This is a genomic window from Streptomyces sp. NPDC006259 (assembly GCF_042870975.1).
Taxonomy (GTDB): Bacteria; Actinomycetota; Actinomycetes; order Streptomycetales; family Streptomycetaceae; genus Streptomyces.
On sequence record NZ_JBIAHY010000001.1, the window covers coordinates 1,420,108 to 1,436,067 of the forward strand.

Here is a 15,960-nt window from a genome sequence, read left to right on the forward strand (position 1 = left end):
GTTCTGGTCCGATGAGCGTCGCCGTCCTGACCCGGCGTCCCGTGCGCGGCGCGACGGCGCTGCACGGCGGGCGTGGCCGGCGTCCGACCCCGTACCAGGTCTTCGGACTCCTGTTCTGGCTGGTGATGTCGCTGGCGTACTGGCGGGTGCCGCTGTGCTGCGACGCGGGGCAGCACGCCGCGGTCGTCGAGCGGCTGCGGGCCGACCTGTTCGACCCGCGCCACCCGACGGGCGACCTGCCGGGCGCGGGCAGCCCCTACTACTCGCCGTACGCGGTGGCGCAGGGAGTGTTCGCGCGGCTGACCGGGCTGTCGGGCTGGGAGGTGCTGCGGGTCGCCGGGCCGGTGAACCTGGCGGTGCTGCTGACCGGGATCGGCCGCTTCACGCGCGTGCTGACCCCGCGGCCGTGGGCGCCGGTGCTGGCACTGGCGGCGATGACCCTGCTGTGGGGCACCGAACGGGCCTGGTGGAGCGGCTATCTCAACCTGATGTCGATGACCGGCAACCTCGGCTATCCCTCGACGTTCGCCATCGGGCTGGCGTTCTGGGCGTGGGCGTGGACGGCCACGCGCGCGCGTGACGCGCGGGCGGTGCGGTTCGTGGGCCCGAACGGGCTGCGCGGTTTCGCCGGGTACGCGGCGCTGGGCGTGCTGTACGCGGTGATCGTTCTGGTGCACCCGATCACGGCGGTCGCGGCGGTGACCGGGGGTGTGGCGCTCGTGGCGGGCCGCCAGCGCGGACGGCGCCCGGCGGTGGTGCTGCGCTGGGCCCTCACCGGTGCGACGGCTCTGCCGGTCGCCGTCGCCTGGCCGTACTTCGACGTGTTCGCGCTGGTCGGCGACGGCAGTGTCGACGCGATGCACCGGCGGCTGTACGAGGGTCTCGCGGGGCACTTCTGGCTGGCGCTGCTGGGCGTACCGGCGCTGTGGCTGCGGGGCCGCAGGAACGGCCTCCGCGATCCGCTCGTGCTGATGTTCGCCCTGGACCTGCTGGTGGTGGCGTACGGCTGGGTCAGCGGCCACTACACCTACGGGCGGATCCTCGGGCTCACCCTCGTGCCGCTCCAGTTCGCGCTCGCGGTGGAACTGGCGGCGCCCCGGCCGTGGGGCGCGGGGCGGCGGGTGCTGGGGGCGGTCGCGGCGGTCGCGGCCTGCGTCGGCTTCCTCACGGTGCAGGCCGGGGCGGTGGTCCCGCGCGCGGTGGACCCGGTCGGCTTCGCACAGCCGCCGCGGTGGCCGGCGTACGACTGGGCCGCCCGGTACATGGCGCCCGGCGAGGTGGTGATCGCCGACGGGTACTACGCCGTCCACATGATCGCCGGGTACGGGCCGAACCTCGCCGCCCCCGCCTGGCCGGATACGGCCCTGGACGAGCGGGAGCGGCTCCGGCGGCTGGCGGACGTGCGCGCCTATCTCGCCCCGGAGTCGACCCGCGCCGAGCGGTCGGCGATCGTCCGCCGTCACCGCGTCCGCTGGCTGCTGCTCACGCGCTGGCACCGGGTGCCCGAGGAGGCCGTGGTGGTGGCGTGGAGCCGGGAGACGGGTGAGGTCCTGGCGCGGGTCGCTCCGTGACGGCGGTCACTCGATGACGAGGTCGACCTCGATGTTGCCGCGGGTGGCGTTGGAGTACGGGCAGACCTGGTGGGCCTGCTCGACCAGCTTGCGGCCGGTCGCCTCGTCCACGCTGTCCGGCAGCTCGACGCGGAGGGCGACCTTGAGGCCGAAGCCCTCGCCCTGCTTGCCTATGCCGACCTCGGCGGTCACGGCGGCGTCGGACAGGTCGACCTTCGCCTGCCGGCCGACCAGGCCGAGGGCGCTGCCGAAACAGGCCGCGTACCCGGCGGCGAAGAGCTGCTCGGGGTTGGTGCCCTGGCCGTCGCCGCCCAGCTCCACCGGCATGGCCAGGCCGAGGTCGATCCTGCCGTCGGAGGAGACGGCGCGGCCCTCGCGGCCGTGGGTGGCGGTGGCGACTGCGGTGTAGAGCGCGTCCATGGCTGAACCATCCTTCTCGGAAGTCCGTGTTCGGGGTGTCCGTCGTGGCCCGCCCTCACGCCGTTCGCGTCGGGGCGGCCTCACGACGACAAGTAGAGCACACAATTAAATTGCGCACAACTAAATGGCTGACAAGAGCTACCCTGGAGGCATGACCCCGATGTCGACCCCCGCCGCCGACGCCGCCACCGGCGGCCCGGAGGAGAACTGGCTCCGCCTGGACAGCCAGATCTGCTTCTCCCTCCAGGCCGCCTCGCGCGCCTTCAACGGCGTCTACCGCGTGATCCTGAGGGACCTCGGGCTGACCTACCCGCAGTACCTGGTGATGCTCGTCCTCTGGGAGCAGGGCGAACTGCCCGTCAAGAAGCTGGGCGAGCACCTGCGGCTGGACTCCGGCACGCTCTCTCCGCTGCTGAAGCGGCTGGAGTCGGCGGGCCTGGTGCGACGCGAGCGCAGCGCCCGCGACGAACGCTCGGTGGAGGTCCGGCTCACCGAGGAGGGCACGGCTCTGCGCGAGCGGGCGCTGCGGGTGCCACGCCGGATCGTCGCCGCGACCGGCCTCGGCCTGGACGAGATCGGCGAGCTGCGCACCCGCCTGGACCAGCTCACCACCGCGCTGGACGGGGCCGCCCGACAGGAGGAACTGGGCGACGGGGGGTGAGCGGGGCGGCCGGTCCGTGAGAGATCGCCGGCGCTCGGGGGTTGTCCACGGGCCCTGCGGGAGTGCCGGGCGCCTGCTTCACTGTGAGACGACCCCAGGTGGGGTCATCATGGGTCATCGCGGGTCATCATGGATTCTTTCCCGTGAAATCGACCACTCACCAGGCGGACGCGCCACTCACCGACGAGGGGGGACCAGGACATGACCTGGCTGATCACCGGTGGTGCCGGCTACATCGGGGCGCACGTCGTACGGGCGATGGCCGAGGCGGGCGAGCGCGCGGTGGTCTACGACGACCTGTCCACCGGCGTCGCCGAGCGCGTGCCGCCCGGTGTGCCGCTCGTGGTGGGCTCGACCCTGGACGGTCCGCTGCTCTCCCGCACCCTCGCCGGACACGCCGTCACCGGGGTCGTCCACCTGGCGGGGAAGAAGCAGGTCGGCGAGTCGGTGCACCGGCCCCTGCACTACTACCGGGAGAACGTGGAGGGGCTGCGCGTCCTCCTGGAAGCGGTCACCGCCGCCGAGATCCCGTCGTTCGTGTTCTCCTCCTCGGCCGCCGTCTACGGCATGCCGGACGTCGACCTGGTGACGGAGGAGACCCCGTGCGCGCCGATCTCCCCCTACGGCGAGACGAAGCTGGCCGGGGAGTGGCTGGTCCGCGCGACCGGACGGGCCGCCGGCCTGTCCACGGCCTCGCTGCGCTACTTCAACGTGGCGGGCGCGGCCGGCCCCGAGCTGGCCGACACCGGCGTGTCCAACCTGGTGCCCATGGTGTTCGAACGCCTCACCCAGGACGCCGCGCCCCGCATCTTCGGCGACGACTACCCCACGCCCGACGGCACCTGCGTGCGGGACTACATCCACGTGGTCGACCTGGCGGAGGCGCACGTCGCCGCCGCGCACGCCCTGAAGGCCTCCTCCGGGCAGGACCTCACCCTCAACATCGGCCGCGGTGAGGGCGTCTCCGTCCGCGAGATGATCGACCGCGTCAACGCCGTCACCGGCTACGACCGCCCCCCGACGGTCACCCCGCGCCGCCCCGGCGACCCGGCCCGCGTGGTCGCCTCCGCCGACCGCATCGCCGCGGAACTGGGCTGGAAGGCCAAGCTCGACGTCCAGGACATGATCACCTCGGCCTGGGAGGGCTGGGTACGGCAGCACCCGGCGGCGGCTCGGGTGTGACGGCTCCGGGACCGCCGGCCAACCCCGCCGCGGAGACTCCTCGACGTAGTGGGAGAGGAGGGCGGCGGCGGGGACGGGCCGGCGTGGGCGCGACGGGCGACGGCGAGGGACGCGGGCCGGACCGGGGGCGACGGGCGACGGGCGACGGGCCAGGGTGGCGGGCCAGGGTGGCGGGCAGCCGGGTTACGGCGTGCCCGCCCCTCCACTCACAGCGCCTTGATCGCCTCGGCGGTCGCCCGCGCCAGTGCGCCCAGATAGCCCTTGGGCAGCTTGGGGCTGCGGATCACGACCGAACGCCAGTAGAGGGGACCGGAGATCAGGTCGAGCGCCAACTCGTCGTCCAGCTCTCCGCGCACCTCGCCGCGCTGCGCCGCCGCCGCCACGATCTTCAGGGCGACGCCCTCCTGTCCGTCTCGGAGAGCCTTCTGCATGGCCTCGGCGATCTCCGGGTTGCGGGCCGCCTCGGCCTGGAGGTCGGGGATGATCTGCGAGGCCACCGGATGCCGCAGCGCCCGTGACGTCACCTCGTACAGCACCCGCAGGTCGCCCTCCAGACTGCCGGTCTGCGGGGCCGGCAGGCCCTGGACGGCCATCGCCGAGACGATGTCGAGGACGAGGTGCAGCTTGGAGCGCCAGCGCCGGTACACGGCGGTCTTGCCCACTCCGGCACGGCGGGCGATGCCCTCGATGGACATCCGCGCGTAGCCGACGGTCGCCAGCTCCTCGAACACGGCCGCGCGGATGGCCTCCGTCACGTCCTCGCGGAGCACGGCCGCTCCCGCGGGGGTCCGGCGGCGAGGACGCGTCTGGGGCCCGTCGGCGTTCGTCGTCATGCCGACCAGCATAGGGCGAGACGACGATACGGGCCCGTCCTTACGCAATTCGTCGTGTCGTCGCGACGAAACAGTGCCGTCCTGGCGACGCCGCCCGTGCCGAGCCGACGTCCCGCCCCTGCCGTCCCGGCGTCGCGCCCGTGCCGGCCTGGCCACGGGCGCGTACCCGGCCTCACGGTCCAGCGTCGGGACGCTACGGTCTCGTCCCGGCGACGGATCCGTCTCGTCCCGGCGTCGCCCCGGTCTCGCCGCCGCGTCGGAACGGTCTCGCCGCCGCAACGGAACCACACCGCCGTGACGACGAAACGGTTGCGTTCCGACGCCCACTCGGCCTACGCTCACGTTGCGACGATACGGTGCCGTCCCGACGTAAGAAAACGTGATGAGAAGTGTAAGGAAACGCCGGCCCGCGGCGGGACAGCCGGACGCACGCACCCCCACCCCCGAGTGAAAGCAGCGGATGTGAGTCAGGTCCTCCACACACCGCCCCAGGCGCGGGCCGAGGCCCATGAAGACCTCGCGGCCCTCGCGGCCCGGCACGGCCTCTCGGTCAGCGGCGCCCGCCCCTCCCTGCCCGAGTACATCCGGCAGCTGTGGGCGCGCCGCCACTTCATCACCGCGTTCGCCACGGCGAAGCTGACCTCGCAGTACAGCCAGGCGAGGCTGGGCCAGGTCTGGCAGGTGATGACCCCGCTGCTGAACGCGGCCGTGTACTACTTCATCTTCGGCGTCCTGCTCCAGACCAAGAAGAACGTCCCGGACTACATCCCGTTCCTGGTGACGGGTGTGTTCATCTGGACGTTCACCCAGAGTTCGATCATGGCGGGCACCAAGGCGATCTCGGGCAACATCGGTCTGGTGCGGGCGCTGCACTTCCCCCGGGCCGCGCTGCCGATCTCGTTCTGTCTCCAGCAGCTGCAACAGCTGCTGTTCTCGATGGCCGCCCTGGTGATGATCCTGCTCGTCGTGGGGGTGCCGCCGGCCGTCTCCTGGCTGCTGGCGATCCCGGCGCTACTGTTGCAGTTCACCTTCAACGCGGGCGTCTCGATGATCCTGGCGCGCCTCGGCGCGAAGACCCCGGACATCGCCCAGCTGATGCCGTTCGTCCTGCGCACATGGATGTACGTCTCGGGCGTGATGTGGAGCATCGACATCCTGCTCAGCAAGCACAGCGACCTGCCGTCCTGGGTCGCGGACGTGCTGCGGGCCAACCCGACGGCCATCTACATCGACCTGATGCGGTTCGCGCTGATCGACAGTTTCCACGCCGACAACCTCCCGCCGCACGTATGGGCGACCGCGGTCGGCTGGGCGCTGCTGGCGGGCGTCGGCGGCTTCATCTACTTCTGGAAGGCTGAGGAGACGTACGGCCGTGGCTGACAACGCACCGTTCACCGACATGACCGGCACCGGCACCGCCGACGAGCCCGTCCCCACCGTCATCGCCGACCACGTCGACATCGTCTACCGCGTCAACGGCACCACCGGCGGCCGTGGTTCCGCCACCGCCGCCCTGAACCGCATCGTGCGCCGCAAGAAGACCGAGAAGGCGGCGGGCGTGCGCACGGTGCACGCCGTCAAGAACGTCTCCTTCGTGGCGTACAAGGGCGAGGCGATCGGCCTGATCGGCACCAACGGCTCGGGCAAGTCGACCCTGCTCAAGGCGGTCGCGGGCCTCCTGCCGGTGGAGAACGGCAGGATCTACACCGACGGCCAGCCGTCCCTCCTCGGCGTCAACGCGGCCCTGATGAGCGACCTGACCGGCGAGCGCAACGTCTACCTCGGCGGCCTGGCCATGGGCATGACCCGGGAACAGATCAAGGAGCGCTACCAGGACATCGTCGACTTCTCGGGCATCAACGAGAAGGGCGACTTCATCTCCCTGCCCATGCGCACGTATTCCTCCGGCATGGGCTCCCGGCTGCGGTTCTCCATCGCCGCGGCCAAGGACCACGACGTCCTCCTGATCGACGAGGCGCTGGCCACCGGTGACGCGAAGTTCCGGCAGCGGTCGGCGGACCGCATCCGCGCGATGCGCGAGCACGCCGGCACGGTCTTCCTGGTCAGCCACAGCAACGGATCGATCCGCGAGACCTGCGAGCGGGTGCTGTGGCTGGAGCGCGGCGAGCTGCGCATGGACGGCCCCACCGAGGAGGTCCTCAAGGAGTACGAGGCCTTCACGGAGCCCAGGAAGAAGCCGCGCCCGGCCGCAGCGAAGGCCTGACGCCCGTCCCACGCCACGCCCACGCCCACGCCCACGCCCACGGTGCAAGGGAAGGGGGTGCCCCCGAGCCTCACCGGCTCGGGGGCACCCCCTTCCCTTCTCCGAGCCCTACCGGTGCGTGCGCAGCAGTGTCCGCATGGTCCGCATCGCCACCGACAGGTTGGCGAGGTCGAAGGTCTCCGAACTCTGGATCTCCTCCAGCGTGGTGCGCGCCCGGCCCAGGATCGCCGAGTTCCGCTGCTCCCACGCCTTGAAGCGCTCCTCGGGTGTCGAGGCGCCGTCGCCGACGGCCAGGATGTCCGCGGTGAGCGCCGCGTGGGCCGCGTACAGGTCCTCGCGGATGGAGGCGCGGGCCATGGACTGCCAGCGGTCGGCGCGCGGCAGCTCGATGATGCGGTCCATGAGCTGGGTGATGTGCAGCCGGTCGGCGAGGTCGTAGAACACCTCGGCGACGTCCAGCGGGTCCCGGTCCATGCGGTCGGCCACCGACACGATGTCGAGCGCCGGGAACACCGACGAGAACCCGGCCACCCGGTTGGCGACCTCGTCGGGCACGCCGGCGCCGGTCAGCTCGTCGGAGATCTGCTGCCACCACTCCAGGTCCGCGCCGCGCAGCAGCTTCGTCAGCTGCCCCCAGACCTGCTCGACGCGGTCGGCGAAGAAGTCGACGGTCTCGGCGAGTTCCACCGGCTGCGGCCGGTTGTTCAGCAGCCAGCGCGTGCCGCGTTCGACCAGGCGGCGGGAGTGCAGCCGGATCCGGGTCTGGACGGCGGCCTCGACCTGGTTGTCGAGGGCCTCGACGGCGTCCCACACCGGCGCCGAACGGAAGATCGCCCGGGCCGCGGTCTGCGCCCGCACGATCTCCTCCAGCGAGGCGCCGGTCTCCTCCCGCAGACGGTGCAGGTAGGTCGTACCGCCGGTGTTGACGGTGTCGTTGACCAGGACCGTCGTGGTGATCTCACGGCGCAGCGGGTGGTTCTCGATCTGCTCGGCGAACCGCTCGCGCAGCGCGCTCGGGAAGTAGGCGTAGAGCAGTCCGCGCAGGTAGGGGTCCTCGGGCAGCGAGGTGCGCAGCAGCTCGTCCGACACCGTGATCTTCGTGTACGCCATGAGGACGGCCGTCTCCGGCCCGGTCAGGCCGTGGCCGGAGCTGAGGCGCTCGCGGATCTGCCGGTCGGTGGGCAGGAACTCCAGCGCCCGGTCGAGGTGACCCTCACGGACCAGGTGGCGCATGAAGCGCTGCTGGGCGTGGAGCATGTCCTTGGACTGGGCGAGGGCGTTCGCGATGGCGGTGTTCTGCGCGTAGTTGTTGCGCAGGACGAGCCGGCCGACCTCGTCGGTCATCTCGGCGAGCAGCTTGTTGCGCTGCTTGACGGTCATGTCGCCGTCCGTGACCAGGCCGTTGAGCAGGATCTTGATGTTCACCTCGTGGTCGGAGGTGTCCACGCCGGCGCTGTTGTCGATGGCGTCGGTGTTGATCTTGCCGCCGCCGCGGGCGTACTCGATCCGGCCGAGCTGGGTCAGGCCGAGGTTGCCGCCCTCGCCGACGACCCGGGCGCGCAGGTCGGCGCCGTCGACGCGGATGGCGTCGTTCGCCTTGTCGCCGACGTCGGCGTTCGACTCCGCCGACGACTTGACGTACGTCCCGATGCCGCCGTTCCACAGCAGGTCCACCGGCGCCTTGAGGATGGCCTTCATCAGGTCGGCCGGGGTCAGCTTGGCGACCTTCTCCTCGATGCCGAGGGCCGCCCGGACATGCGCGTTGACGGGGATCGCCTTCGCCGTGCGCGGGAAGACGCCGCCCCCGGCCGACAGCAGCGCCGTGTCGTAGTCGGCCCAGCTGGAGCGGGGCAGCTCGAACAGGCGGCGGCGCTCGGCGAAGGAGGTCGCCGCGTCGGGCTCGGGGTCGATGAAGATGTGCCGGTGGTCGAAGGCGGCGACGAGCCTGATGTGCTCGGAGAGCAGCATGCCGTTGCCGAACACGTCACCGGACATGTCACCGATGCCCACGACGGTGAAGTCCTCGACCTGCGTGTTCACGCCCAGCTCGCGGAAGTGCCGCTTCACGGACTCCCAGGCGCCGCGCGCGGTGATGCCCATCGCCTTGTGGTCGTAGCCCGCGGACCCTCCGGAGGCGAAGGCGTCGCCGAGCCAGAAGTCGTAGGCCTGCGCGACCTCGTTGGCGATGTCGGAGAACGTCGCCGTGCCCTTGTCGGCGGCGACCACCAGATAGGTGTCGTCCTCGTCGTGCCGGACGACGTCGGCCGGCGGCACGACCTGCCCGGCGACCATGTTGTCGGTGATGTCGAGCAGCGCGGAGATGAACGTCTTGTAGCTGGAGATGCCCTCGGCGAGCCACGCGTCCCGGTCGACGCCCGGGTCCGGCAGCTGCTTGGCGACGAAGCCGCCCTTCGCGCCGACCGGCACGATGACGGTGTTCTTCACCATCTGCGCCTTGACCAGGCCGAGGACCTCGGTGCGGAAGTCCTCACGCCGGTCGGACCAGCGCAGACCGCCGCGCGCGACCTTCCCGAACCGCAGGTGCACGCCCTCCACCTGCGGCGAGTACACCCAGATCTCGAACGCGGGGCGCGGCGCCGGCAGGTCGGGGATGGCCTGCGGGTCGAACTTCATCGACACGTAGTCGTGCGGGGTGCCGTCCGCGGTGTGCTGGAAGAAGTTCGTGCGCAGGGTCGCCTTGATGACGGTGAGGAAGGACCGCAGGATCCGGTCCTCGTCGAGGGAGGCCACCTGGTCGAGGGCGGCGTCCAGCTCCTCCAGCAGCGCGTCGACGATCTCCAGGCCGGCGCGCTGCCGGTCGGGCGACATCCGCGCCTCGAACAGGGAGACGAGCAGCCGGGTGGTGTGGACGTTCGTGCGGAGGGTGTCCTCCATGTAGTCCTGGCTGAAGGTGGAACCGGCCTGGCGCAGGTACTTCGCGTACGCCCGCAGCACCATCGCCTGGCGCCAGGTGAGCCCGGCGCTCAGCACGAGCGCGTTGAAGCTGTCGTTCTCCGCCTTGCCGGTCCAGGTGGCGGCGAACGCCTCCTGGAACCGCTCGCGCCCGTCGTCACCGAGCTGGTCGCCGGTGCCGCCGCCCAGCGACTTCGGCAGCCGCAGGCCGAAGTCGTAGATCCAGGCGACACTGCGGTCGGAGCAGCGCAGTTCGTACGGCCGCTCGTCGATGACCTCGACGCCGAGGCGGTTGAGGACCGGCAGCACCGCCGACAGGGAGATCGCGTCGCCCTTGCGGTAGATCTTGAAACGGCGCTCGTCGGGGGCGGCGCCGACCGGCTCGTACAGGCTGAGCGAGAAGTTGCGCTCCTCCGTGAGCCGCTCGATGTGGACGAGGTCGGCGACCGCGGAGCGGGGGGTGTGGTCGGCCTTGTAGCCCTCGGGGAAGGCGTTGTTGTAGCGGCGCAGCAGCTCCGCCGTCCGCTCCTCGCCGAGTTCGGCGTTGAGCGCGTCCTGGAAGGCGTCGGCCCAGGAGCGGGCCGCCTCGACGAGACGCACCTCGATGCGTTCCTTGTCGCTGTCGGACAGCTCCGGCAGCTCGGTGCCCTGCGGGACGCGGACCACGAAGTGCAGACGGGACAGGATCGACTCGGTGTTCCAGGCGGTGAAGTCGACGCTGGTGCCGCCCAGTTCCTCCTTGAGGATGTCGATGATCCGCAGCCGTACGCCGGTGGTGTAGCGGTCGCGCGGCAGGTAGACGAGGGCCGAGTAGTAGCGGCCGTACTCGTCCTGGCGCAGGTAGAGCCGCAGCCGGCGCCGCTCCTGGAGGTAGAGCACGGACGTGACGATGGCACGCAGTTCGTCGACCGGTGTCTGGAACAGCTCGTCGCGCGGGTAGGTCTCCATGATCTGCAGGAGGTCGCGTCCGTCGTGGCTGTTGGGCGAGAAGCCGGCGCCCTTCAGCACACTGTCGACCTTGCGCCGCACGACCGGCACGCGCAGCACGGACTCGGTGTAGGCGGCGGAGGAGAACAGACCGAGGAACCGGCGCTCGCCCACGACGTTGCCCTCGGCGTCGAACTTCTTCACGCCGATGTAGTCCAGGTACGACGGCCGGTGCACCGTCGCCCGGCTGTTGGCCTTGGTGAGGATGAGCATCTTGTGCTCGCGCGCCTTGGCGCGGGCGTCGGCCGGGAGCCGCTCGAAGGAGGGGCTGACGGGGTGGGCGTCACCGTCGGCGTGATGCGGGTCGGCGCGCAGGATGCCGAGCCCGGTGCCGGGGACGGCCGCGAGGGAGTCGTCCTCGCGCAGCTGGTACTCGCGGTAGCCGAGGAAGGTGAAGTGGTTCTCGGCCAGCCAGCGCAGCAGCTCGCGGGCCTCCTCCACGTCGGGCGAGGTCAGGTCGCCGGGCACGGGCTCGCCGGGCAGGTCGTCGGCGATCCGCAGGGCGGCGTCGCGCATCTTCTCCCAGTCCTCGACGGCCTCGCGGACGTCGGACAGGACGCGCAGCAGGTCGGCGGTGATCTGCTTGAGGTCGGCCCGGTCGGTCTCGCGGTCCGTCTCGACGTGGATCCAGGACTCGATGTGCGCGTCGTGCGGCAGCTCGGCGGCGCCGAGGGGCACCTCCAGCACCTCGATGAGCCGGCCGGTGACGTCACGGCGGACGACGACCTGCGGGTGGATGACCAGGTGGATCCCGCGGCCCTGACGGGTCAGTTCGTTCGTCACCGAGTCCACGAGGAAGGGCATGTCGTCGGTGACGACCTCGACGACGGAGTGGCTGCACGTCCAGCCGTTCTCCTCGACGGTCGGCGTGTGGACGCGTACGTTCGCGGTGCCCTGGGGCCGGTTCTCGGCCAGCCGGTAGTGCGAGAAGGCGGCTCCGAAGACATCGACCGGGTCGCGGTCGGTGAGGTCCTCCGGGGCGGTGTGCAGGTAGTAGCGCTGGAGGAACGAGAGCACGGACGCGTGGTCCGGTGTGCCCGGGATCCCCGGACCGCCCTCGCCCGTCGTCCCGGTCGGTAGGTGCCCTCCGACCGGACTGTTCTCAGCGACCCGGGCCGCCCGTTCGAGCAGCTCGGCCTTGGCTTCGTCCAGCTTGGTCTGCATTGTCCTCTGGCTCCTGTCGCGCGCCGTTGCGTGACGTAGAAGGAAGTACGGTCTCTTCCCCTGCGGCTCGACGCCACGGCCCGGGGTCTCCGGGCTGCTCCGACGCTATGCCGCAGGATGAGAGCAACGGACGGGTATCGACCATTCCCGACATGCCCCGCAGGTGTGACGTTGCTCTCCGCGCCGTCTGCTCGTGGGGTGTGTACGGCGTCCTGGGGGCCCTGGTGGCCCCGTCCCGCCCTGGAGGATCAGCGACTGACGCCCGGCGGCGGATGTCGTCCGCACGCTCCGGGCGCGGGGCAGGGGCAACCGCACCCCCGCGAGCTATCGCGCTGATCACGCCACCCAGGCTATCGCTCCTCACGGGGGGCCCGTCATGAGCCGTATGTGTACAAAACCGGGGGTGGAAGTTTGACGTTCTGCACAGGGGTGCGGTGGGGGGTGGTGTGTGAAGGGGGCGGGGCGCGCGGAAGCGGCGAGAGGGGCGGGAGCGGCGAAGGACAGAAGTCGACGCCCGCCCCGGCTGCGGGCACTCTGGAAGCGACCGCCTCGTCGACGCCCGCCCCGGCTCCGGGACCGTGGAAGCGGCCCGCCGCCCGGCAGCGCCTCCGGCCAGAGGCAGGTCGCCCGTGGAGAGCGCCCGCCCGAGAGGAGCCCGCCCGACATGACCACGAAGATCCTCGTCGTCACCGGCGACGCAGCGGAGTCCCTGGAAGTCCTCTACCCCTACCAGCGTCTGCGCGAGGAGGGCTACGAGGTCCACATCGCCGCTCCCGCCCGCAAACAACTCCGCTTCGTCGTCCACGACTTCGAACCCGGCTTCGACACGTACACCGAGAAGCCCGGCTACACGTGGCCCGCCGACCTCGCCTTCTCCGAGGTCGACCCCGGCGAGTACGCCGCCGTCGTGATCCCCGGCGGCCGCGCGCCCGAGTACCTGCGCAACGATCCCGAGCTGCGCAAGATCCTCAAGTCGTTCTTCGACACGGACAAGCCCGTCGCCCAGATCTGCCACGGCCCGCTGCTGACGGCCGCGGTGGACGGTCTGACGGGCCGCCGCGTCACGGCGTACCCGGCGCTGGAACTCGACATGCAGAGCGCCGGCGCCACCTTCCGGGACACCGAGGTGGTCGTCGACGGCACGCTGGTCTCCTCCCGGGCCTGGCCCGACCACCCGGCGTGGATGCGCGAGTTCCTGAAGGTACTGCGCGTGAAGGCGCCGGTGACCTGACCCGGCCTGGCTCGACGGCGCGTGCTCATGGGGCGGCCGGCCCTCATGCCCAGTCCTCACGCCTCGCCCACCCGCCCAGCCCTCACGCGCAGTCGAACGGCGCGGCGGTGCGGGCATCGCAGGGCGGGGCGGGGCGGCGGGGCATGGAGCCGTGAGCCGACCGGGGCCGCGCGCCGCAGGGTCGCCTAGCCGCGAGGCCGCGCATCGCAAGGCCGCGCATCGCGGCCGTGAGCCGTCGGCGGCGCCACCGTCAGGCGGCGATCCGCTCCGCCGTCTCGACGGCCTCCTGGAGACTGTCCACCACGGGCACGCCGACCTTCTCCAGACTGGCCCGGCTGTGCGATCCCCCGGTGTACAGCACGGCCCGCGCCCCCACGTGCAGCGCCGCCACCGCGTCGTCGGCGGCGTCCCCGATCACCACGGTGCGCTCCACGTCGATCTCGCTCAGCGTCCGAAGGTGGCGCACCATGTGCTCGGCCTTGCTGCCCCCGGACGGCCCGGTCCGGCCGTCGACCCGGACGAAGTACGGCTCGATCCCGAAGCCCTGGACCAGCGGAACGAGTTCGTCGTGCACGTACATGCTCAGCAGGGACTGGCTGCGGCCGGCCGAACGCCACCCGGCGAGCAGTTCCGCCGCCCCGGCGGTGAGCCCGCACCGCACCCGGTGCTCGGCGTAGTACCGGTGGAAGACCTCGTCCATGACCTGCCACTCGGCGTCGGTGGGCAGTCTTCCCAACAGCCGCTCGTAGAACTTGGGCACCGGCACGCAGTACAGCGCCCGGTACCGCTCGAGCGTGATCGGCTCCAGCCCCAACTCGACGAACGCCGCGTTCGTCGCTCCGATGATGGCGTCGTTGTCGTGGAACAGCGTCCCGTTCCAGTCCCACACGATGTGCGCCCCAGCCTGCTTCCCCATACCCGCAAACGTACCCGCCCCCACTGACAGGCGGGAGAACAGGGACCGGGGCACGGGTCGGCCTGGAAGGCGACTCGGGGGCCGACGCGGGGGGTGGGCCCGCGGGGCGACCTCGGGGACCGACGCGGGGGTCCGTTGCGAAGGCCGACCTGGGAGCCGGCGCGGGGGTCCGTCCGAAGGCCGATCCGAGGCACGCGGCTCCGGCCATCGGGCCAAGGGCATCCGGATGCCGCGTCGCCGAGCGTACGGACCTCCGCGCCTCCAGGCCGGCGCCCCCTCCCGAGCGCCGTCAGCCGTCCGATCCCACCAGGTTGGCGATCTCCTGCGGGGCGAACCACAGCAGCTCGTGGTCCTCGGCCCCGTCGACGACGAACTGGGCGTCGTCGTCCCCGGTGTCGGACGCCGGCAGCGCGGCGGCCGCGGCGGTCACGTCCGCCTCCGCGTCGTCGGCGTCGACGTGCACGGCGGCCGCCTTGGCCAGCCGCACGGTCCCGGCGACGCGGACCTCGCCGAGCGCCGTCGGCTCCAGGGCGCGGTCGGGGTCGGCCGTGGCCGCGCCGTCGGGTACGTCGACGGCGATCACCACGCGCCGCCGCGGCGCCGCGGGGTCCGCCGCCAGCAGCCGCAGCGAGGCGAGCGCGGCCCGGCCGAGGGCCGCGTACTCGAGTTCCTCGATGTCGTCGGAGATGTACCACTCGCGCAGTCCGGGCGTGACCGCGTACGCCACGAGCGGCCCGGACGACCCCAACTCCCCCGTTTTGTGCGCCTCGGCGAGACCGGGGAGGGTCAGGGGGACGTAGACGCGCATGGTGGGCCGCTCTTTCGTGGTCGAAGGCTCCGCTCGGTGTCCCCCGCAGCTGCGAAGGGGCTCCAGGATACGTGCGGGCGTCCCCTTTCGGGTCCCTGCCCGCACCCCTGCGGACGTCCACCCGACGCCCCGGAATTCACCCCGCACACCGCTGCCACCTGGGTGTTTCCCGTTCCCCACCATCCGGATAGGTGAAGCTGCCCGACCTGCCGCCACCACACTCCGCTCACTTGCCGTCACGCATCGCGACCACGTACAAGATCCACAACGCAAGTTACCGCTCGGTAGGCGATGTCGGCCGGGCTCAGCGAACGGGGACACCCAGTGAACAAGGTCATGACCAGGACGCAGCGCACCCCCGGCAGCCGACCTCCGGGGCGCGGCGACACCCGCCGCCCCGCCGGCACCCCGCCCCGCGTCCCCACCGGCGGGACCCGCCCCGCGCCCGCCGGCGGCCGTCCGCCCGGCTCACCGGGCACCACCGCCTCGGCCCACACCCGCCCTGCCGACAACCGCCCCCCGGCCGCCGCCGGCCCGCCCCGCGCCCTCCCCACCACGACACCCACCGTCCCCGCCCAGAGCCCCCGCAGGCCCCTCACCCAGCCCGGACAGCCCAGCACCACCGACCTCTTCGCCGAACGCCTCCTCGCCGTCCTCAGCGGCCGCCGCCCCGTCCACTCCATGCTCCGCCACACCGTCGGCCACGCCTACGACGACCTGGCGCACCTCGCCGAGAGCGGCCCCCTGCGCACCGCCCGCGGCAGCCACCCCGTCGTCCGTGACATCGGCTACTACGTCGCCCGCCCCGGCGCCCTGGAGGTCTTCGCCCGCATCGGCGCCGGTGACCGCCTGCGCGCGATGGCGTTCCGCCTGGAGCGGGGCGCGGACCGCCGCTGGCGCTGCACCGCGGTGGAACTCGGCGGCCCCCGCAGGCCGCACACCGACGACGACTGAGCCCGTCTCCGCACCCCGCGGCGCCGACCGGGCCCGAACCACTCCGCGAACGCCGAAGGGCCGGACCACCCACAGGTGATCCGGCCCTCGAAACCG

12 protein-coding genes are annotated in these 15,960 nt (G+C 71.9%); 7 read left to right on the plus strand and 5 right to left on the minus strand.

The window, feature by feature from the left end; translation table 11 throughout:
- Positions 1 to 11: 11 nt before the first annotated feature.
- The gene (locus ACFYO5_RS05985; RefSeq protein ID WP_388704618.1) at positions 12 to 1,571 is read left to right on the plus strand and encodes a hypothetical protein; all 1,560 of its coding nucleotides are present in this window, start codon (positions 12 to 14) and stop codon (positions 1,569 to 1,571) included.
- A gap of 6 nt (positions 1,572 to 1,577) precedes the next feature.
- Here ACFYO5_RS05985 and ACFYO5_RS05990 read toward each other — a convergent pair whose 3' ends face one another.
- Complete coding sequence (locus ACFYO5_RS05990) at positions 1,578 to 1,991, minus strand: organic hydroperoxide resistance protein (RefSeq protein ID WP_356569479.1); 414 nt, start codon at positions 1,989 to 1,991, stop codon at positions 1,578 to 1,580.
- A gap of 160 nt (positions 1,992 to 2,151) precedes the next feature.
- Here ACFYO5_RS05990 and ACFYO5_RS05995 point away from each other — a divergent pair, with 160 nt between their 5' ends.
- Together ACFYO5_RS05995 and galE are read left to right on the plus strand one after the other, a co-directional pair.
- Positions 2,152 to 2,652 carry a MarR family winged helix-turn-helix transcriptional regulator gene (locus ACFYO5_RS05995; protein WP_388704754.1) on the plus strand — a complete coding sequence of 167 codons (501 nt, stop codon included), beginning with the start codon at positions 2,152 to 2,154 and terminating at the stop codon, positions 2,650 to 2,652.
- Between the two features lie 201 nt (positions 2,653 to 2,853).
- Positions 2,854 to 3,834, plus strand: a complete 981-nt coding sequence (gene galE / locus ACFYO5_RS06000) for a UDP-glucose 4-epimerase GalE (protein WP_388704621.1) — start codon at positions 2,854 to 2,856, stop codon at positions 3,832 to 3,834.
- A 206-nt stretch (positions 3,835 to 4,040) separates the two neighbouring features.
- Here galE and ACFYO5_RS06005 read toward each other — a convergent pair whose 3' ends face one another.
- Positions 4,041 to 4,679, minus strand: a complete 639-nt coding sequence (locus tag ACFYO5_RS06005) for a TetR/AcrR family transcriptional regulator (protein ID WP_356569475.1) — start codon at positions 4,677 to 4,679, stop codon at positions 4,041 to 4,043.
- A 450-nt stretch (positions 4,680 to 5,129) separates the two neighbouring features.
- Between ACFYO5_RS06005 and ACFYO5_RS06010 the strand changes: the two genes are divergently transcribed.
- Entirely contained in the window at positions 5,130 to 6,047 is a 918-nt protein-coding gene (locus ACFYO5_RS06010; protein ID WP_356569473.1) for an ABC transporter permease, read from the plus strand.
- A gap of 19 nt (positions 6,048 to 6,066) precedes the next feature.
- Positions 6,067 to 6,891, plus strand: a complete 825-nt coding sequence (locus ACFYO5_RS06015) for an ABC transporter ATP-binding protein (protein ID WP_356569547.1) — start codon at positions 6,067 to 6,069, stop codon at positions 6,889 to 6,891.
- 108 nt (positions 6,892 to 6,999) lie between these two features.
- Here the strand turns inward: ACFYO5_RS06015 and ACFYO5_RS06020 are convergent, their stop codons facing one another.
- Entirely contained in the window at positions 7,000 to 11,955 is a 4,956-nt protein-coding gene (locus ACFYO5_RS06020) for an NAD-glutamate dehydrogenase (RefSeq protein ID WP_388704624.1), read from the minus strand.
- Between the two features lie 664 nt (positions 11,956 to 12,619).
- On the opposite strand from ACFYO5_RS06020, the gene ACFYO5_RS06025 reads away from it, so the two are divergent.
- On the plus strand, positions 12,620 to 13,186 hold the full coding sequence (locus ACFYO5_RS06025; protein WP_388704626.1) for a DJ-1/PfpI family protein: 567 nt from the start codon (positions 12,620 to 12,622) through the stop codon (positions 13,184 to 13,186).
- 250 nt (positions 13,187 to 13,436) lie between these two features.
- Here ACFYO5_RS06025 and ACFYO5_RS06030 read toward each other — a convergent pair whose 3' ends face one another.
- Together ACFYO5_RS06030 and ACFYO5_RS06035 are read right to left on the minus strand one after the other, a co-directional pair.
- The gene (locus ACFYO5_RS06030) at positions 13,437 to 14,102 is read right to left on the minus strand and encodes an HAD family hydrolase (RefSeq protein WP_388704628.1); all 666 of its coding nucleotides are present in this window, start codon (positions 14,100 to 14,102) and stop codon (positions 13,437 to 13,439) included.
- A 289-nt stretch (positions 14,103 to 14,391) separates the two neighbouring features.
- Positions 14,392 to 14,910: a DUF6912 family protein gene (locus ACFYO5_RS06035; protein ID WP_388704630.1), complete on the minus strand. Its 519-nt coding sequence runs from the start codon at positions 14,908 to 14,910 to the stop codon at positions 14,392 to 14,394.
- A gap of 324 nt (positions 14,911 to 15,234) precedes the next feature.
- Between ACFYO5_RS06035 and ACFYO5_RS06040 the strand changes: the two genes are divergently transcribed.
- The gene (locus ACFYO5_RS06040; protein WP_388704632.1) at positions 15,235 to 15,864 is read left to right on the plus strand and encodes an Rv3235 family protein; all 630 of its coding nucleotides are present in this window, start codon (positions 15,235 to 15,237) and stop codon (positions 15,862 to 15,864) included.
- The last annotated feature ends 96 nt before the right edge of the window (positions 15,865 to 15,960 follow it).